We start from the raw sequence: 19,616 nt of genomic DNA, 5'->3' as shown, positions 1-19,616 counted from the left end.
AGTAGAAAACATGCTGGCACTCATTAATTTGATCGCCTTTTTCCTGGTTCTCGCTTACGGGCTATATTTAGCTGGACATGTCGTGTACAGCAGATACTTGTTTATCAAGCTGGGGAAAAAGCCGGATGTGAAAAATGACTTTGGGGCACGCATCAATCTGATGCTGGACAACGTCATTTTCCACAAGAAGCTGCTGAAGGACAAAAAGAGTGGCGTGATGCACGTCGTGATGTTTTACGGCTTCATCACCCTGCAATTCGGAGCCATTGAGCTGGTTATCAAAGGGCTTTCGAAAGGCTACGAGCTTCCTTTTGGTAGCGCTCACAAGTACTTCTCTGTCATGCAGGAGATCACTACGTTTCTCATCTTGGCTGCGGTCGGCTACGCTTTTTACCGCCGCTATATCGAAAAGCTCAAGCGTCTGAAGCGCGGCTTCAAATCGGGGCTCGTCCTCTTGCTGATTTCCTCCCTGATGGCGACCGTGTTGCTCTCGCTCGCTTTTGAACAAATTTGGCTCGGACATGAGCCATCGGCGTTCGCTCCGATCTCATCTGTTTTCGCGATCGTCTTCTCTGCGATTGGGGTAGGGACAACGGGTGCAGCGGTAGGCTTTTACATTTTTTGGTGGCTGCATCTGATCATCTTGCTCGGCTTTGCGGTGTATGTGCCGCAGTCCAAGCACGCGCATTTGCTGTTTGCGCCTGTCAACGTGTGGTTCAAGAAGCTGGACCCGCCAGGCAAGCTGACCAGCATTAACTTCGAGGACGAGACGCAGGAAGAATTTGGTGTCGGCAAAATCGAGGATTTTACACAAACGCAGCTCATCGACCTGTACGCTTGTGTGGAGTGCGGTCGCTGCACGAATATGTGCCCGGCCTCTGGAACGGGAAAAATGCTCTCCCCAATGGATCTGATTACGAAAATGCGCGATCATTTGACCGAAAAAGGTGCGTCGGTGACATCGCGTACACCATGGATGCCGAGCTTCGCTTTTTCGCAGACGACTGCCAACCAGATTGCGTTCCAAGCATCTGAAGTAGCGGCGACGGCGGAAGGAGCAACCGCGGTCTATGAGAAAAGCTTGATCGGCGATGTCATTACCGAGCAGGAGCTGTGGGCTTGTACGACCTGTCGCAACTGTGAAGACCAATGTCCGGTAATGAATGAGCACGTAGATAAAATCATCGATATGCGCCGCTATTTGGTTATGACAGAAGGCAGCATGCCAGCAGAAGCGCAGCGTGCCTTGAACAATATCGAGCGTCAGGGCAACCCGTGGGGAATCAACCGCAAAGACCGGACGAAATGGATTGAAGGTCTGAACGGTGAGTACGAGGTGCCAACTGTGAAGCAGGTCGAGGAATTCGAGTACTTGTTCTGGGTAGGCTCGATGGGATCATTTGACTTGCGCAGCCAAAAAATTTCGCAGGCATTTGTGAAGCTCATGCACGAAGCAGGCGTGAAGTTCGCCATTTTGGGCAACGAGGAAAAGAACTCTGGCGATACGGCTCGCCGCATTGGGAACGAGTTCTTGTTCCAGCAGCTCGCCCAAGAAAATATCGCTTTGTTTGAAGCGTATGAAGTCAAAAAAATCGTCACCTGCGACCCGCATGCGTTCAATACGTTTAAGAACGAGTATCCGGAGTTTGGGTTGAATGCAGAGGTGTATCACCACTCTGAGCTGTTGGCGGAGTGGGTGAAGGAAGGCAAATTGAAGCCAACCAAGGAAGTCAAAGAGCGCATCACCTACCACGATTCCTGCTACTTGGGCCGCTACAACGAAATTTACGACAAGCCACGCGTGATCCTCGAAGCCATTCCTGGCGTAGAGGTGGTCGAAATGAAGCGCAGCGGTTGCGACAGTATGTGTTGCGGAGCGGGCGGCGGCTTGATGTGGATGGAGGAACATGAGGGCTCCCGTGTCAACGTCACACGTACGGAGCAAGCTCTGGAGGTCAAACCGACGGAAATCGCCAGTGCATGTCCGTACTGCCTGACGATGATGAACGACGGAATCAAGACCAAAGAGCAGGAAGATCACGTTAAAACACGCGACGTCGCGGAAATTCTCGCAGACGCCATCTAGGTTCATATCATGCGCAAGTCTCGGTGCTAATCAAGCGACGAGGCTTGCGCATTATTTTTTTGCAAAAAACTGTAAGATAGAGGAGCCAGCTGAATCTAAAGAAGTGGGAAGGGAGTGAGGAAGCTGGAGCTTGCAGAGAAAAGTTTAACCAAAACAAGTGAAGCGTTATTTGATGAGTTAATTCGGCACTATTTGAAAAAGGTGCTGCGCCTCGTGTATTTGATGGTCAAGGACCGCAGCTTGGCTGAAGATATCACACAGGAAGTGTTCCTGTTAGCTTACAAAAACTTGGGGAAATTCCGCCAAGAAAGCTCACTACAAACATGGGTGTACCGAATCGCCGTCAACGAAGCGAAAAAACATCTGCGTTCGTGGTCGTTTCGTCACCTGTTTTTCAAGCCGGAAGTGGACATAGAGGTAGTCGAGGGAGCAGAGTCGGCCGTTTTGCAAAATGACCTTCGTGCCCGTTTTGCCCATCTCGTCATGAAGCTGCCGCATAGCTATCGTCAATTAATTGTCCTTCACTACTACGAGGAGTTGTCCGTAGAGGAGATCGCGGTCATTTTGGATACGTCCGCAGGAGCGATTTATACGAAGATGCACCGCGCACGCCAAAAGCTCAAAGCGCTGCTGGAAAAGGAGGGAATCGAATGAACCTGGATAAATTGCTGGCAGAATTCAAGGAAACGGCTGACCGAACGTTGTTGCACGGAATGGAAGATACGACAGGCTTGGAGGAGCGGATTCGCATGAATGTGGAGAAGAAAGCCAAGAGAAGGTTTCGATTCACCTACCCCGTAAGCGCGGCGCTTGTCGCGGTTGTGCTTGTCATCGGGTTTACCCCTTATTTACTGCAAAAGGAAAGCACGACGAGTACACATACGCCGAAGGGAACGTCTGCCGAGCCAGGGACCCATCAAAAGCCTGATCCAAAGGCTCACTCGGCTTCTGATGATCAGGTGATTATGGAAACGGTAGATGAGATCGTCGATGTCTTGCGTGTTGGGATGACACAAGAACAAATTAAAGAAAAGATTTCGGTCCCTTACACAGTTGTAGAGGATTATGGCGGAAGCGGGGACGATGGCACAGAAGAGTACTGGGGCTATTCGATTCTCGCAAAAGAAGGATATCAGCGAAAAGACTGGACAATGATCGAGACAGAGGCTCTGCTAAAAAGAGACGTGGGCTTGGAGGTGTTAGTTGGATGGAAGGATAAAAAGCTTCATTGGTATACCGTAAGCTATGTCCAAGACAAAGACGTCTATCTTCTCAAACTGAACAGCAACGGGACCATCCAAGAAGATATTGTGGATTTGAGCCAAGGCGGTACCGGGAGTCCTGCCGCTTCGTCCATATTCGATTTAAAGCCGGAGGAAGAAGATCGCTATTTCAATTACATGTATGAGAAAAAGGATGAGCTATTACGTGGGCTATCTCCGAGTGACATCGTGAAGCTTTATGTAAGAGCAGTGCAAGATGGGCAGCTCGAAATGCAGTACGCCTTGCGTATCGTGGATGAAGGCGTGGAGAAGCCGACATTCGAGCAATATTTGAAAGAAGTGAAGAAAGATCCAGTTGGAGAACGAAATTTCTGGAGAAGTAATAAAAAAATGATTGAACTGGGGAGTAAAATTTGGGTTGAACATAAAGAAGACGAAACGATTGTCTGGACTGAGTACAAGGATAAAAGCCACGAGACAACGGGGTATATCATGCGGCAAGACGACCAGGGTATCTGGAAAATAAGATGGAGGCCGCAGCAGTAGCAAGAGCAGCCTGACTCCACAAAAGTCAGGCTGTTCTTTTTTTCATTATTGATTGACTATTCGTACGGAAGACGGCAAAATAAAAGTATGCAAAATGAACGAACGCTCGATCGATTTAGTTTTTATTGATGTGAAACATCATCCGAATGGAGGTCATTCGATGAAAACAGTCATTGTAGGGGCAGCGCGTACCCCGTTTGGTAAGCTTGGCGGATCTTTGAAAGCGCTATCGGCAGTAGAGCTCGGCTCTATCGTGATCAAGGAAGCGGTAGAACGCGCTGGCATTTCCGGCGATCAGGTGGACGAAGTGATCATGGGTATGGTCTTGCAGGCAGGTGCGGGTCAGGTGCCCTCACGCCAGGCGGCTCGCAAGGCTGGTTTGCCGTGGAATGTAGCGAGTGAGACGATCAACAAAGTATGTGCGTCCGGGATGCGTGCAGTGACGATGGGGGACCAGATCATTCGCGCAGGGGACGGAGAAATCATCGTCGCGGGCGGCATGGAGAGCATGAGCAACGCACCGTATGCATTGCCGGATGCACGTTACGGAATGCGGATGGGAGATTCGACCGTTCGCGATCTCATGATGTACGACGGCCTCACTTGCCCGTTTCATCAAGTGGCGATGGCTGTTCACGGCAGCAATGTGGCGGAAGAGAACGGGATTACGCGAGAAGAGCAGGATGCGTGGGCGCTGCGCAGCCAGCAGAGAGCCGCACAAGCGATGGAAAAAGGACTTTTTGCCGACGAGCTTGTCTCGGTTTCCATTCCGCAAAGAAAAGGGGAGCCACTGCAAGTAACCGTCGATGAAGGACCACGTCCGGATACCACCGAGGAAGGATTGGCGAAGCTGCCACCCGTGTACAAAAAGGACGGAACAATCACGGCAGGCAATGCACCGGGAATCAACGACGGAGCGGCAGCAATGGTGCTGATGTCAGACGCGAAAGCACAACAGCTGGGCATCAAGCCGCTTGCGACGATACTGGGACACGCCGCGGTTGGCGCAGAGGCTCCTTATATCGCGACAACTCCGGGGCTTGCGATCAACAAGCTCTTGGAAAAGACAGGTGTCTCGCTTTCGGAGATCGATCTATTTGAGGTAAACGAAGCATTTGCCGCGGTGATTTTGACCAGTGGCAAAATCGTTGGCTGGGACGCAGAGAAAGTGAATGTAAACGGGGGAGCGATTGCGTTCGGACACCCGATTGGCGCGAGTGGCGCTCGGATCATTATGCACCTTGCTTATGAATTGAAAAGACGAGGCGGCGGCTTAGGGATCGCGGCAATTTGCAGTGGTGCCGCACAGGGTGACGCCATCTTGATTAAAGTAGAGTAAGGGAGGCCTTTTTGCATGAACGTACAAACGATTATGGTCATCGGGGCAGGACAGATGGGCAGCGGGATTGCCCAAGTAGCGGCACAGGCTGGCTTTCGTGTTTATTTGAACGACGTCCAGCAGGCTTTTGTGGAACGCGGCCTGGCTATGATTACGAAAAACTTGTCGCGCAACGTGGAAAAAGGCAAGCTCAGCGAATCAGAAAAGGAAGAGATTCTCGGTCGTTTGACACTGTCCACTGATCTGGCAGATGCGTCTGACGCAGATTTTGTGGTAGAAGCGGTGACGGAAAGCATGGCGGTCAAAACGCAAATCTTTTCCAAGCTGGACGAGGTATGTCCGCCGCATACGGTGCTCGCGAGCAATACATCCTCCCTGCCAATTACAGAGATTGCCGCAGTTACGAAGCGGCCGGAAAAAGTAATCGGGATGCATTTTATGAACCCCGTTCCAGTGATGAAGCTGGTTGAGATTATCCGCGGCCTGCAAACAGCCGACGAGGTTTATCAGCTGACAGAAGATTTGTCCAAGCAAATGAGCAAGGTACCCGTGAGCGTAAACGATTTCCCTGGTTTTGTGTCCAATCGGGTACTGATGCCAATGCTGAATGAAGCCATTTATTGCGTGTACGAAGGAGTTGCAACACCGGAAGCGATCGACGAAGTCATGAAGCTGGGCATGAACCATCCGATGGGACCGCTTCAGCTGGCTGATTTCATCGGGCTGGACACTTGCCTCTACATTATGGAGGTACTGCACGAAGGGTTCGGTGATTCGAAATACCGCCCATGCCCGTTGCTGCGCAAGTACGTCAAAGCAGGATGGCTAGGCAAAAAATCCGGTCGTGGTTTCTACGTGTACAACTAACAGAGGTATTTTTCGCAGAAAGGTAGGACGGACATGGATTTCCGATTGAACGAAGAGCAAGAGATGATGCGCCGTATGGTGCGAGACTTTGCCCAGAAAGAGATCGCACCTTTCGTCCCTGTGATGGAAGAGACGGACCAGTTCCCGCGTCAGATCCTGAAAAAGATGGGCGAGATGGGGCTCATGGGCATTCCGATTGCCGAAGAGTGGGGAGGAGCAGGAGCGGACTTTATGTCCTACATTTTGGCCATTCACGAGATTTCCAAGGTGAGTGCGACAGTAGGCGTCATTTTGTCCGTGCATACCTCCGTCGGGACGAATCCGATTCTCTACTTCGGTACCGAGGAGCAAAAACGCAAATACGTGACCAAGCTTGCGAGTGGGGAATACCTCGGGGCTTTTGCCTTGACCGAGCCGCATGCAGGTTCTGATGCGAGCAGTATCCGAACCACAGCCGTGAAAAAAGACGACGAGTACATCCTGAACGGAAACAAAGTGTTCATCACGAACGGTGGAGAGGCAGATACGTATATCGCGTTTGCCGTAACTGACTCTACAAAGGGAACCAAGGGAATATCGGCCTTTATCGTAGACAAGGATACACCGGGCTTCACGGTTGGGAAGAAGGAAAAGAAGATGGGACTACACGGTTCCTATACGACAGAGCTCGTATTCGACAATGCACGTGTACCGGCTGCCAACCTGCTGGGGCAGGAAGGGGAAGGCTTCTGTATCGCGATGGCGAATCTGGATTCCGGTCGGATCGGGATTGCTGCACAAGCCCTTGGTATTGCCGAGGCCGCAGTCCAGTACGCGACAGAGTACGCGCGGGAACGCAAGCAGTTCGGACAACCGATTGCCAAGCAGCAAGCCATCGCCTTCAAGCTGGCTGATATGGCGACGAAAGCAGAAGTAGCTCGATTGCTGGTATACCGAGCGGCGTGGCTGCGCAGTCAAGGAATTGCTTGTGGAATGGAAGCCTCGATGGCAAAACGCTTTGCTACAGACGCCGCGATGGAGCTCGCCACAGAAGCCGTGCAAATCTTTGGTGGCTATGGCTACACCAGAGAATATCCGGTTGAGCGTCTATTCCGAGATGCGAAAGTAACGCAGATCTATGAGGGCACCAACGAAATTCAGCGAATCGTTATCGCCAAGCATTTGCTTGCTGATTAATAGAAAGATGAAAAACACATGGGGGAGTGATTCATATGAATTTCCAACTGACGGAAGAACATGACATGATGCGCAAAATGATTCGCGACTTTGCAGAGAATCAAGTAGCTCCGACAGCAGCCGAGCGCGACGAAGAAGAGTGCTTTGATCGTTCGATTTTTGAGCAAATGGCTGAGCTTGGACTGACAGGCATTCCTTGGCCGGAACAATACGGCGGAGCAGGTGCAGATTACCTGAGCTACGTCATTGCAGTGGAAGAACTCTCCCGTGTGGATGCCTCCATCGGTGTGACACTGTCCGCACATGTTTCCTTGGCGAGCTGGCCGATTTACAAATTCGGGACAGAAGAGCAAAAGCAAAAGTTTTTGCGTCCATTAGCAGAAGGCAAGAAGATGGGTGCGTACTGTTTGACCGAGGCGGGATCTGGCTCCGATTCTGCTGGAATGCGCACGACAGCCGTACGCGATGGTGATCACTACATTATTAATGGCAACAAAATTTTCATTACCAATGCGGGCGAAGCAGAAATCTACATCGTATTCGCGGTCACCCAACCAGAGCTGAAGCATAAAGGCATCACGGCTTTCATCGTAGAAAAAGGCATGGACGGCTTCACGATGGGGAAAAAGGAGAAAAAGCTGGGTATCCGTTCCTCGCCAACACTTGCGGTCAATTTTGAAGATGTGCGCGTGCCGGTTGAAAATAGGCTGGGCGAAGAAGGCCAAGGCTTCAAGATCGCGATGATGACGTTGGACGGTGGAAGAAACGGTATCGCTGCTCAAGCATTAGGAATTGCACAAGGTGCATACGAGCATGCGCGGAACTATGCCAAAGAACGCAATCAGTTCGGCAAACCAATCGCTTCCTTGCAGGCAATCCAGTTTAAATTGGCAGACATGGCTACCAAGATCGAGGCATCCCGTTTGCTCACTTACCAAGCAGCGTGGTTGGAGGATCAAGGTCTACCATATGGCAAAGCATCTGCAATGTCCAAAGTATTTGCAGGAGATACCGCAATGGAAGTAACAACCGAAGCTGTTCAAGTTTTCGGTGGTTACGGCTACACGCGGGAGTATCCTGTGGAGCGCTTCATGCGTGATGCCAAAATTACACAAATCTATGAAGGAACAAATGAAATCCAACGTGTCGTGATCAGCAACTTCGTGCTAAAAGAGTAGGAAGCTGTCCAGTCTTCCAACACGATTACACACATAGAAAAGAAAAGTTTGGCTTTGTGCTCTTACTCGCGTATAATGATCTGCGAATGATACAAAAGTAGAGTGTTTGCGCCTTCTTTTCTATGAGGCGTCTGACCAAACGCTCAGTCGGTTGGAAAGGTGGATTTTGGAGTGTCTGACAAGAGAAAAACGATACCGTCCCTGGTAAAGGACCCAAAACTGATCGAGAGAAGACGAGAGCAGATTATTGAGGCTGCCGTTCATCTCTTCATTAATAAAGGTTTTCATAAAACGACGACAAGGGAGATTGCCCGAGCGTCTGGATTTAGTATTGGTACGTTGTACGAGTATATCGAGTCAAAAGAAGACGTGCTCTATCTTGTTTGTGATGCCATTCATGCGGAGATGGAGACGCGCTTGCGTGAAGCGATCAATTTCAACGGAACTGGCTTGAAAACATTAAAGGTAGCACTAAAGAGTCTGATCCGCGTGATGGATCAGATGAGCGACCGCGTTTTGCTTATTTATCAGGAAGCCAAATCATTGCCGAAAGAAACACTCCGCTACGTGTTGGGGCGTGAAGAAGCCATTTCGCATATTTTCGTCGAAATCCTGGAAAAAGGGATTGCTGATGGTTCGCTGCGCATTGACGAAAAGAACGTCAAGCTGATGGCGGACAATATCATGGTACTGGGCGAAATGTGGGTGTTCCGCCGCTGGGCATTGAAAAAGCACTATACCATTGAGGAGTACACAGAGAAGCAAATTGCGCTTCTGCTTCGCGAAATCAGTGTCTCCGATTAATTAGAGAGTTTAAAAAGTCTGGGAAACATAGAGTGCCAAGCATACCTCGCGTCTACCGTGCCTTGATCTGCTTGGCCCTGTTTTTCCTCCTTTTTAAACTTATGAAAAGGAGAGTGGAACGATGGAAACGGAAGTGTATCGTCCGCAAAACAAGGTTCGCTTTGTGACCGCAGCCAGTCTGTATGATGGTCACGACGCCTCGATTAATATCATGCGCCGTATTTTACAATCGTCGGGAGTAGAGGTCATCCATCTCGGACACAATCGCTCTGTTGACGATATTGTAACAGCCGCTGTCCAGGAGGATGTGCAAGGGATTGCCATCAGTTCCTACCAAGGCGGTCATGTGGAGTATTTCAAATACGTAATTGATCTATTACGCGAGCGGGGAGCAGAGCATATCCGTGTTTTTGGCGGCGGTGGCGGTGTTATCGTTCCACGCGAGATTCGGGAATTGGAAGAGTACGGAGTCTGTAAAATTTACTCGCCAGATGACGGCAGACGATTGGGCTTGCAGGGCATGATCAACGACATGATCAGACATAGCGATTTCCCAACCGTTAAGCAGCTGGAGGAAGAAGTAGCAGGCTTGCGTGAGCAAAACCATCAGGCGATTGCCCGGCTTATTTCCGTTGCAGAGTATGCAGTGGAACAGCCCGTATGGACAAAAGCTCTCCGTGAAAGTTTAGTGGAAGCTGATTCAACCATTCCGGTATTAGGGATCACAGGTACGGGTGGAGCAGGAAAAAGCTCATTAACTGATGAGCTTGTTCGACGATTTATTCGCATTTATCCCGAGAAGACGGTTGCGATCTTGTCTGTCGATCCATCCAAGCAAAAATCAGGTGGAGCGTTACTTGGTGACCGCATCCGCATGAATGCCAACTCGACACCGCGTGTTTATATGCGCAGTCTCGCCACCCGCAAATCGGGCATGGAGCTGTCTGCTGCATTAAAAGACGCGATTCAAGTAACCCGTTCTGCCCATTTTGATCTGATTATTGTGGAAACGAGCGGGATTGGTCAGGGGGATGCGCAGGTCACAGAAGTGTGTGACGTCTCCATGTACGTCATGACCAGTGAATTCGGGGCACCATCTCAATTGGAAAAGATTGATATGCTCGACTTTGCTGATGTCATCGCGATCAACAAATTTGAGCGCAAAGGCTCGGAGGACGCTCTTCGCGAGGTTCGCAAGCAATATAGACGCAATCACCAGCTTTTTGAGCTGCCAGATGAGAAGGTTCCTGTGTATGGTACGATTGCGAGCCAGTTTAACGATCCAGGAACGAATGTGTTGTTTGCTGCTCTGATGCATCGAATTGTAGAAAAGACTAGCGTTGACTGGTCTGTAGAGAATTTGGATACGACGCCTGTAAAGATTCATAAAACTTCGTTGATTCCGACAGAGAGAATCAATTATTTGCAAGATATTGCCAACACGGTCCGCCAATACCGTGCCTATGCCGAAGAGCAGTCGTTGATTGCGCGCAAGCTGTTCCAGTTGCAGGGCGCAAAGGAGACGGTTCTTGCCTCGGGAGATTCTGCAGCTGTTGAGCTGGCAGCGGTGCTCGATAAACAAATCGTTCTCTTTGAAGAAAAGCTGCATCCGGAGTGCCGACGTATTCTGGAAAATTGGCCCAAGCTCAAGGAAGCGTATCGGAAGGATCAATTCGTCACGAAAATTCGCGACAAGGAATTGGTTACCAAGCTTTTCAGCGAATCGTTGTCGGGTACACGTATTTCAAAAGTAGCCGTCCCTGATTACGAAGATTGGGGCGAAATTTTAAAGTGGTCGTTAAAAGAAAACGTCCCAGGTGAATTCCCGTATACCGCAGGAGTATTTCCGTTTAAACGCGAGGGAGAAGATCCCAAGCGACAATTTGCAGGTGAAGGTACCCCAGAGCGGACGAACAGACGCTTCCACTTCCTGTCCCAAAATGATGAAGCGAAGCGACTCAGTACGGCTTTTGACTCGGTTACGTTGTATGGTGAGGACCCTGACTATCGCCCGGATATTTACGGGAAAATTGGTACGAGTGGGGTCAGTATTTGCACCCTGGATGACATGAAAAAGCTGTACGCCGGCTTTGACCTTTGTGCGCCTAGCACTTCTGTGTCCATGACAATCAACGGTCCTGCGCCGATGATTTTGGCCATGTTCATGAATACGGCGATCGAGCAGCAGCTGGATGCTTTTGTCCAAAAAGAAGGGCGCCAGCCTACCGAGGACGAAGTCAAGCAAATCAGAGCGTACACGCTGTCGACTGTTCGCGGAACCGTTCAGGCAGATATTTTGAAAGAGGATCAGGGGCAAAACACGTGTATCTTCTCGACAGAATTTGCCTTGCGGATGATGGGGGATATCCAGCAGTATTTTATCGACCAGAAAGTGCGGAACTACTACTCTGTGTCCATTTCCGGCTATCATATTGCGGAGGCGGGGGCGAATCCGATTACGCAGCTTGCGTTTACGCTGTCTAACGGATTTACCTATGTCGAGTACTATTTAAGCCGCGGCATGAACATCGATGACTTTGCACCAAACCTGTCCTTCTTCTTCTCCAATGGTCTCGATCCGGAATACACCGTGATTGGACGTGTGGCTCGCCGAATTTGGGCAACCGTGATGAAAAATCGTTATGATGCAAATGACCGCAGCCAAAAGCTGAAGTACCATATCCAGACATCCGGTCGTTCCTTGCACGCGCAGGAGATGGATTTCAATGATATCAGAACGACCTTGCAGGCCTTGATTGCCATTTACGACAACTGTAATTCTCTTCATACGAATGCATACGATGAAGCGATTACGACCCCAACAGAGAACTCTGTGCGGCGTGCGATGGCCATTCAGATGATCATCAACAAGGAAATGGGACTCGCGAAAAATGAGAACCCGCTTCAAGGGGCATTCATCATCGATGAGCTGACTGATCTGGTAGAGGAGGCAGTTATGCAAGAGTTCGAGCGGATCAGTTCTCGCGGAGGTGTTCTAGGGGCGATGGAGACTCAGTACCAGCGCGGCAAAATTCAAGACGAGTCCATGTATTACGAAATGAAAAAGCATACGGGAGAGCTGCCAATTATTGGGGTAAATACGTTCATTAATCCGAATGCATCTGAGGACGATTACGAGATTGAATTGGCTCGGGCAACCGAAGAGGAAAAAGAACAGCAAATCATAAATCTCCGTGCATTCCAGGAGCGCCACAAGGATGTGTCTGCGGCTGCGCTGCGCCGTCTGCAGGAAGTGGCCATGGCGGGAGAGAATATCTTTGCCGAGCTGATGGAGACGGTAAAAGTAGCATCGCTTGGACAAATCAGTGCTGCTCTGTATGAAGTGGGCGGCCAATACCGAAGAAATATGTAAGACAAATCCCTCGGTAGCGATTGCCGAGGGATGTCTTTGGTTTTGGTGTCGACAAGAATTAGTCAGCCCCCGTTTGAAAGCCTTGCATTTTCGTCTAAAATAAGGAATACTGTATGATAGCCTTCTTATGTTGTACGTTGTACAATCGAAGAAATCGATATCATTTATGAATGACTTATACAAGCCTGCGTCCCCCGAACAGGGCACCGGGTCAGTATTCAAATCAATCGTTTTTATATGGAAAGGACGTGCCCTGAGTGAGTCAATTGTTTGCTCATATTGATTCCGAGAAACTGAGTGAGATGGCGTTAGTTGACATTGCGTATGAAATTTTGCGTCAAACTAACCGCACTTACAACTTCCGCGAGCTGATGAATGAACTGGTTGCAGTGCGCAAGCTGACAGATGAACAACTCATGGCAATCATCGCGCAAGTATACACAGAAATTAACATTGATGGCCGTTTCGTTTGCCTCGGTGACAATGTATGGGGATTGAAACGCTGGTACCCAACCGACACCGTGGAAGAAACCCAAGAGGGTGGCGGAACGAAGAAGAAGAAAATCGTCACGGAAGACGACTTCGACGATTACGATTCCGAAGACGAAGGTGTCGAAGAATTCGAGGACGACGATGTTGTCATCTTTGAGGACGAAGAGGAATTCGTCGACGAAGATTCTGAAATCGAAGAAGAAGAAATCGATGGAGAAATCGACGAGGAAGAACTCGAAGACGAAGAGGATGAGATGTTCGAAGAGGGCGAAGAGCTTTCGGAAGAGGAATCTGACGAAGAGCTCGACGAAGAAGACGAGAAATAGGTCCTTGACTTCCGCTTAAGGGACAGATAAAATACTCCTTGGGCTTCACATGAAGAAGGATCAAATATGGGAAACTATAAAACAAAAGTGCCCCTACCCCATTTCTTTACGGGATAGGACTCGCTTTTGTTTTTCTTTTTTTTGGAGCCGTCTTCATTCGATTTTTATAACAACTTAAGGGTGAGGGAAAGAGGGGACGTAAACGATGACGAAGTATATTTTTGTGACAGGCGGGGTTGTATCCTCGTTGGGAAAAGGAATTACAGCGGCTTCTCTGGGCCGACTCTTGAAAAATAGGGGTCTGAAGGTAACCATCCAGAAGTGTGACCCATACATCAACGTTGACCCGGGAACGATGAGTCCGTATCAACACGGGGAAGTTTTCGTAACGGACGATGGTGCGGAAACAGACCTGGACTTGGGCCACTATGAGCGCTTTATCGATATCAACCTGAGCGCTAACTCCAATATGACGACTGGTAGAATTTACTCGACTGTCATCGCTAAAGAACGCCGTGGCGACTATTTGGGAGGAACCGTTCAAGTTATTCCTCACATCACGAACGAAATCAAAGATCGCATTTTCCGTGCAGGTCGCGAAACCGGGGCAGATGTAGTGATTACCGAGATCGGTGGAACTGTTGGAGATATCGAGAGCTTGCCATTCCTTGAATCCATCCGCCAGATCAAAAGTGACATCGGTCGTGAAAACGTCATGTACATTCACGTAACCCTGGTACCATATATCAAGGCAGCAGGTGAAATGAAAACCAAGCCTACGCAACATAGCGTGAAAGAACTGCGCAGCTTGGGTATTCAACCAAATGTGATCGTGACACGTACGGAGCAACCGATGACGCAAGAAATGAAAGACAAGTTGGCTCTGTTCTGTGATATCGATAAAAACGCGGTAGTGGAATGTGTAGACGCTGATAGCCTTTACGATGTACCACTGCAATTGCAAGCACAAGGCTTGGACGATTATGTATGCCGCCATTTGGGTATGACTTGCCAGGAAGCGGATATGACCGAGTGGAAATCGCTCGTATCGAAAATCAAAAACCTGTCCAAGACGACTACCATTGCAATCGTTGGTAAATATGTAGAATTGCATGATGCGTACTTGTCCGTAGCAGAAGCGCTGTACCATGGTGGCTATGCGAACGACTCCAAAGTAGAAATCAAATGGGTGCACGCGGAAGAAGTTACGCCAGAAAATGTTGGCGAACTGCTCGGTGATGTAAATGGTATCCTCGTACCAGGCGGCTTTGGCGATCGTGGTATCGAAGGCAAAATCATCGCTACGCGCTATGCTCGTGAAAATAAAGTACCTTTCCTCGGAATTTGCCTGGGTATGCAAATCGCTGTGATCGAGTTCGCTCGCCACGTAGTGGGTATGGACGGCGCAAACAGCTCCGAGATCAACCCGAATACAGCGTATCCGGTTATTGACCTCTTGCCAGAGCAAAAAGATATCGAGGACAAGGGCGGTACAATGCGTCTGGGTCTCGGTCCAACCAAAGTGGAAGAAGGCACGCTGACTGAGGCTGCATACGGAAGTACCCTCGTGTATGAGCGTCATCGTCATCGCTATGAAGTGAACAACGAATACCGCGATCAATTGGCGCAATTGGGCTTGCGTTTTGCGGGTACAACTCCAGATGGTCGTCTGGTTGAAATCGTGGAAGTTCCAGAACATCCATGGTATGTAGCGACACAGTTCCATCCAGAGTTCACATCCCGTCCGAACCGTCCACAGCCACTGTTCCGTGATTTCGTGAAGGCTTCCCTGAACCTGAACAGATAACATAGGCAGATAAATAGAAAGACGCACCCGCGATGTATGGTCGCAGGTGCGTCTTGTGCTTTCAAAAGCAGATCAATGGAACAAGGGCGATAGCCAGGCTACCCAGTAGGCGGACGGAATGAGCAGGAATTGAGCCAAAATCGTTCCGATAAAACGTGAGATCATTAGCCACAAGTACATGTCACGAATCGATTGCTGCGTGGTTTTTCCTTGCATTGCTTTTTCTGTCAAAAGGGCAATTTGCGGGTCTACCAGAATCGTCATGAAAATCGTGGCAAAACCATTGATTAATCCAGAAGACATCAGAACGGTTGCTTTGTAATCCGGGGCTAGTAATGTCGCGTACAACACGGACAGTACGCTGCTTGTGTAGATAGCTGTCCCCAATGCATTTAATAACAGTAATCGTTTGGGAACGCCTTTGATTCGAAACCGAGAGATGGCTTGCCAGCTAGGAATCCGGACATGCTGGTGGACACGGCGAATGGTTTCGACAGTAACTGCCGTGCGAATCATTTGCGGAATCGAGCCCGCTAGCTCCAAGTGCGAGATCATTCGTTTCGATATTTGGACAAAAGTGGGAAACAGTACGATAGCCGCCAAGGTTCCGAGCGAGGACGCTGCAATAATCACGTGCAATTGCGTGCTAGGATCAAAGTGCTCGATCGCGGCTTGATCCATCACCCCCCCAGTGAATGGTCCTTGAATCAGGTTGGAAGTACGAGAGAGGAGCAACACGATCCCGACCAGAGACATCGCTACAGCTATCCTGCCCGTTTGTACCCCTGCAAACCGGATTCCGTAGGTAAGTGTCTCTGTCGTATGGATAATAAATGTTAACAAGCAAATCAGCCACAGAGCATCCATAGTAAGTATCTGGCTCCTTGTGTGTAGGGGAAATTAGTTTTTCCCATTATACTCGAAATGAGGCCTGTGGGAAATTTTAAGCAGAGGTTCAGCAAAAAAGGTGAAGGAGTTTCCTGATTTTAGGCGAACCCATAATAATTAAGAAAACGCATTCGTCAGGGGGGGAATCAGAATGTTCGACAAACAAGATAAAAAGGTACTGGTTGTGGATGACCAGTATGGGATTCGCATTTTACTGTATGAGGTGCTGGGAAAAGAAGGGTACAAGACCTTTCAGGCAGCAAACGGGAAAATGGCATTGGAAATCGTGGAAAAAGAATCGCCAGATTTGGTTATCCTCGACATGAAGATCCCTGGGATGGATGGTATTGAGATCTTGAAACACATCAAGAAGATCAATCAGGAAATCAAAGTCATTATGATGACAGCTTACGGAGAGCTGGATATGATCAAAGAAGCAACACAACTGGGAGCATTGACTCATTTTACAAAGCCATTTGATATCGATGAACTACGAATGGCGGTACATCAGCAATTAGCTTGTTAAGAACTGACTGCTAAGGTCAGGGTACAAGCGTCCCTGTTAACAAATGCTTGTCTGTGGTATAATAAGCCACATGACTGAAGTCTGCTAGAGGAGGATTTACAAAATGCCACTGGTACCTATGACCGCTTTTACCGAAGACGTCAAAAAGCATAAATACGCCGTCGGACAATTTAACCTGAACAATCTGGAGTTTACTCAAGCGATTACGGAAGCCGCGATGGAAGAAAAGTCGCCTGTGATCTTTGGTGTTTCTGAGGGTGCACTGAAATATATGGGGATCGATTATACAGTAGCGATTGCAAAAGTGGCTGCTGAACGCGCAGGAGTTCCTGTTGCTTTGCATCTTGACCATGGTAGCAATTTCGACATGGTAATGAAGTGCATTCGCGCTGGGTTCTCTTCTGTTATGTTTGATGGTTCCCATCATTCGTTTGAAGATAACCTCCGCCTGACCAAACAGGTTGTAGAGGCTGCTCACGCTGTAGGCGTATCGGTAGAAGGTGAACTCGGTACCATCGGCGGGGTGGAAGACGACTTGTCTGTTGACGAGGAAGATGCTACTCTGGCGAATCCTGAGGAAGCAATCCGCTTCTGGGAAGAAACAAAAGTCGACTACGTAGCGATTGCTGTAGGTACAGCACACGGTATGTACAAAGGAGTTCCAAAGATCCGCTACGACATCATCGAAAAAGTAGCGAGCAACATTGGAGCGCCGATCGTTCTTCACGGTGGTTCCGGCGTACCAGACGAAGCGATCATCGAATCCATCCGTTTGGGCGTAGGAAAAATCAATGTAAATACAGAAAGCCAAGTCGCATGCACGGAAACAGTTCGCAAAGTGCTGGCTGCCAAGCCGAATGAGATCGACCCACGCAAATACCTGACCCCTGCTCGCGATGCGATCAAGGAAGTAGTAAAAGGAAAAATGCGCCTGTTCGGAAGTAGCAACCGCGCGTAACTGGGAGGATAATCATGCGTTTTTTGATTGATACAGCAAACGTTGAAGAAATCCGCGAGATTCACGAATGGGGAGTTGTAGCGGGCGTAACGACAAATCCGTCCCTGGTTGCCAAAGAAGGACGCGATTTTGTAGAAACTCTGAAAGAAATTCTCGATATTGTTGACGGTCCGATCAGTGCCGAAGTCATCAGTACAGATGCAAAAGGAATGATCGAAGAGGGAGAAAAGCTCGCTGCTCTCTCGAAAAACATCGTCATCAAGCTGCCGATGACCGCAGAAGGTTTGAAGGCAACCAAGTATTTTGCTAAACGCAAAATCAGAACAAACGTAACACTGGTGTTCTCTGCGAACCAAGCACTTTTGGCTGCGCGCGCAGGTGCGAGCTTCGTGTCTCCGTTCTTGGGACGCCTGGATGATATTGGTCAAGATGGCATGCAATTGATCGAAGATATTGCAGAAATCTTTTCTGTTCACGGTATCGACACCGAGATCATTGCGGCATCTGTGCGCCACCCTGTTCACGTAACGGAGGCAGCACGCCGTGGTTCTCACTTCGCTACCATTCCAGCGAAAGTATTCAAACAACTCATTGCCCATCCACTGACAGACAGTGGCTTGGAGAAATTCCTCGCTGACTGGGCAAGCATGCAAAAATAAGGACACGTGTTGAAAGTCCAAGCACCTTTTCCATTGGGGAAGGTGCTTCTTTCCCGATTACGCCTGAGGAGAGCAAAGCATGGATAAGCTGATCATCAACGGTGGAAAACCGCTCGCGGGGACGGTGACCATCAGCGGAGCAAAAAACAGCGCAGTCGCACTCATCCCAGCAGCGTTGCTGGCAGATGGACCCGTTGTTATTGAGAATCTCCCCCGTATTCAGGATGTAGGTATTTATCACGAGCTCTTGCAGGAAATGGGAGCTGACGTGCTGTTCGAAGATGATTGGATGGAAATCGACGGACGTAGTATGAGACTGATGCTCATGCCAAATGGTCGCATTAAAAAGCTTCGTGCCTCGTACTATTTGTGGGGAGCCTTGCTCGCCAAGTTCGGTGAAGCGCAGGTTGGCTTGCCAGGTGGCTGTGATTTGGGCCCGCGTCCAGTAGATTTGCATATCAAAGGCTTTGAGGCGATGGGCGCCGAGGTGGAGAACAAAAACGGCGTCATGACCATCCGTGCCCAAAATGGACGTTTGCAGGGTGCGCGAATTTATCTTGATTTGGTCAGTGTTGGTGCGACCATTAACATCATGCTGGCTGCTGCCAAAGCAGACGGTGTGACAATTATTGAAAACGCTGCCCGTGAGCCTGAGATCGTCGATGTAGCGACCTTGCTCAACAACATGGGAGCAAACATCAAAGGTGCCGGAACGGACATGATCCGCATTAAAGGCGTAGAACGCTTGCGCGGATGCCGTCATACGATTATCCCAGATCGAATCGAAGCGGGGACGTACATGATTGCGGCAGCGGCTACGAACGGCAATGTGATGGTGGAGAATGTTATTCCGAAGCATTTGGAGTCTGTAACGGCCAAGCTGCGCGAAATCGGTGCGCAAGTGGTAGAGCAGGATGACAGTATTCAAGTCATCGGACATGATTCTTATCGATCAATCGATGTGAAAACGAGTCCGTATCCGGGCTTTCCAACGGATCTCCAGCAGCCGATCACGACCTTGTTGACTCTTGCAAAAGGCTCAAGCATCGTGACGGACAATATTTACAGCTCGCGTTTTCGACATGTAGATGAACTGCGCCGTATGGGAGCTTTCTTGAAGATTGAAGGAAGATCCGCTGTCATCGAAGGCGGAAGCAAACTGAATGGTGCCAAAGTGGTAGCTTCGGATTTGCGTGCGGGAGCAGCTTTGTTCATTGCTGGCTTGGCAACGAACGGCACGACAGAATTAGAAGGACTCGAACATATAGATCGTGGCTACGAAAACTTGGTGGGCAAGCTGCAAGCCTTGGGAGCCGATATTACTCGGGTAGGCCTGCAAAGCATGGAAAACCACCAGCGTTAACCAAT

The 19,616-nt window shown here is 49.3% G+C and carries 16 protein-coding genes; 15 read left to right on the top strand and 1 reads right to left on the bottom strand.

Annotation, left to right across the window (positions count from 1 at the left end; genetic code table 11):
* Positions 1 to 10: 10 nt before the first annotated feature.
* The 11 genes from ACM6JA_RS29845 to ACM6JA_RS29795 all read left to right on the top strand — a co-directional run bounded on the left by ACM6JA_RS29845 (position 11) and on the right by ACM6JA_RS29795 (position 15,217).
* Positions 11 to 2,086, top strand: a complete 2,076-nt coding sequence (locus ACM6JA_RS29845; protein WP_414855307.1) for a heterodisulfide reductase-related iron-sulfur binding cluster — start codon at positions 11 to 13, stop codon at positions 2,084 to 2,086.
* Positions 2,087 to 2,200: 114 nt separating this feature from the next.
* Positions 2,201 to 2,740, top strand: coding sequence for a sigma-70 family RNA polymerase sigma factor (locus ACM6JA_RS29840; protein ID WP_414855306.1), 540 nt, complete (start codon positions 2,201 to 2,203; stop codon positions 2,738 to 2,740).
* The gene (locus ACM6JA_RS29835) at positions 2,737 to 3,855 is read left to right on the top strand and encodes a hypothetical protein (protein WP_414855305.1); all 1,119 of its coding nucleotides are present in this window, start codon (positions 2,737 to 2,739) and stop codon (positions 3,853 to 3,855) included. The genes ACM6JA_RS29840 and ACM6JA_RS29835 overlap by 4 nt, the downstream gene beginning before the upstream one ends.
* 160 nt (positions 3,856 to 4,015) lie before the next feature.
* A complete protein-coding gene (locus tag ACM6JA_RS29830; protein ID WP_414855304.1) occupies positions 4,016 to 5,194 on the top strand; it encodes an acetyl-CoA C-acetyltransferase in 1,179 nt (392 codons plus the stop codon).
* A gap of 15 nt (positions 5,195 to 5,209) precedes the next feature.
* Positions 5,210 to 6,061 (top strand): 3-hydroxybutyryl-CoA dehydrogenase, encoded by an 852-nt coding sequence (locus ACM6JA_RS29825; RefSeq protein WP_414855303.1) that lies wholly within the window; start codon positions 5,210 to 5,212, stop codon positions 6,059 to 6,061.
* Positions 6,062 to 6,094: 33 nt separating this feature from the next.
* Positions 6,095 to 7,237: an acyl-CoA dehydrogenase gene (locus ACM6JA_RS29820; protein WP_414855302.1), complete on the top strand. Its 1,143-nt coding sequence runs from the start codon at positions 6,095 to 6,097 to the stop codon at positions 7,235 to 7,237.
* Between the two features lie 35 nt (positions 7,238 to 7,272).
* Positions 7,273 to 8,415: an acyl-CoA dehydrogenase gene (locus ACM6JA_RS29815; RefSeq protein WP_414855301.1), complete on the top strand. Its 1,143-nt coding sequence runs from the start codon at positions 7,273 to 7,275 to the stop codon at positions 8,413 to 8,415.
* Positions 8,416 to 8,586: 171 nt separating this feature from the next.
* Positions 8,587 to 9,219, top strand: coding sequence for a TetR/AcrR family transcriptional regulator (locus tag ACM6JA_RS29810; protein WP_007725542.1), 633 nt, complete (start codon positions 8,587 to 8,589; stop codon positions 9,217 to 9,219).
* A gap of 121 nt (positions 9,220 to 9,340) precedes the next feature.
* On the top strand, positions 9,341 to 12,592 hold the full coding sequence (icmF, locus tag ACM6JA_RS29805) for a fused isobutyryl-CoA mutase/GTPase IcmF (protein ID WP_414855300.1): 3,252 nt from the start codon (positions 9,341 to 9,343) through the stop codon (positions 12,590 to 12,592).
* A 257-nt stretch (positions 12,593 to 12,849) separates the two neighbouring features.
* Positions 12,850 to 13,410, top strand: a complete 561-nt coding sequence (gene rpoE / locus ACM6JA_RS29800) for a DNA-directed RNA polymerase subunit delta (protein WP_414855299.1) — start codon at positions 12,850 to 12,852, stop codon at positions 13,408 to 13,410.
* A 205-nt stretch (positions 13,411 to 13,615) separates the two neighbouring features.
* On the top strand, positions 13,616 to 15,217 hold the full coding sequence (locus ACM6JA_RS29795; protein ID WP_414855298.1) for a CTP synthase: 1,602 nt from the start codon (positions 13,616 to 13,618) through the stop codon (positions 15,215 to 15,217).
* Positions 15,218 to 15,289: 72 nt separating this feature from the next.
* Here the strand turns inward: ACM6JA_RS29795 and ACM6JA_RS29790 are convergent, their stop codons facing one another.
* The gene (locus ACM6JA_RS29790) at positions 15,290 to 16,084 is read right to left on the bottom strand and encodes a lipid II flippase Amj family protein (RefSeq protein WP_414855297.1); all 795 of its coding nucleotides are present in this window, start codon (positions 16,082 to 16,084) and stop codon (positions 15,290 to 15,292) included.
* Between the two features lie 172 nt (positions 16,085 to 16,256).
* On the opposite strand from ACM6JA_RS29790, the gene ACM6JA_RS29785 reads away from it, so the two are divergent.
* The 4 genes from ACM6JA_RS29785 (at position 16,257) to ACM6JA_RS29770 (ending at position 19,611) form a co-directional block, all read left to right on the top strand.
* Positions 16,257 to 16,631 carry a response regulator gene (locus tag ACM6JA_RS29785; RefSeq protein WP_007725537.1) on the top strand — a complete coding sequence of 125 codons (375 nt, stop codon included), beginning with the start codon at positions 16,257 to 16,259 and terminating at the stop codon, positions 16,629 to 16,631.
* 103 nt (positions 16,632 to 16,734) lie between these two features.
* Positions 16,735 to 17,589: a class II fructose-1,6-bisphosphate aldolase gene (fba, locus tag ACM6JA_RS29780; protein ID WP_007725536.1), complete on the top strand. Its 855-nt coding sequence runs from the start codon at positions 16,735 to 16,737 to the stop codon at positions 17,587 to 17,589.
* Between the two features lie 14 nt (positions 17,590 to 17,603).
* The gene (gene fsa / locus ACM6JA_RS29775; RefSeq protein WP_007725535.1) at positions 17,604 to 18,248 is read left to right on the top strand and encodes a fructose-6-phosphate aldolase; all 645 of its coding nucleotides are present in this window, start codon (positions 17,604 to 17,606) and stop codon (positions 18,246 to 18,248) included.
* Between the two features lie 79 nt (positions 18,249 to 18,327).
* Positions 18,328 to 19,611: a UDP-N-acetylglucosamine 1-carboxyvinyltransferase gene (locus ACM6JA_RS29770; protein ID WP_414855296.1), complete on the top strand. Its 1,284-nt coding sequence runs from the start codon at positions 18,328 to 18,330 to the stop codon at positions 19,609 to 19,611.
* The last annotated feature ends 5 nt before the right edge of the window (positions 19,612 to 19,616 follow it).

The sequence above is a fragment of the Brevibacillus sp. IT-7CA2 genome (genome assembly GCF_949767855.1).
Lineage (GTDB): Bacteria > Bacillota > Bacilli > Brevibacillales > Brevibacillaceae > Brevibacillus.
Note: the sequence above shows the minus strand (reverse complement) of the source record. Positions and strands in the feature narration are given on the sequence as shown.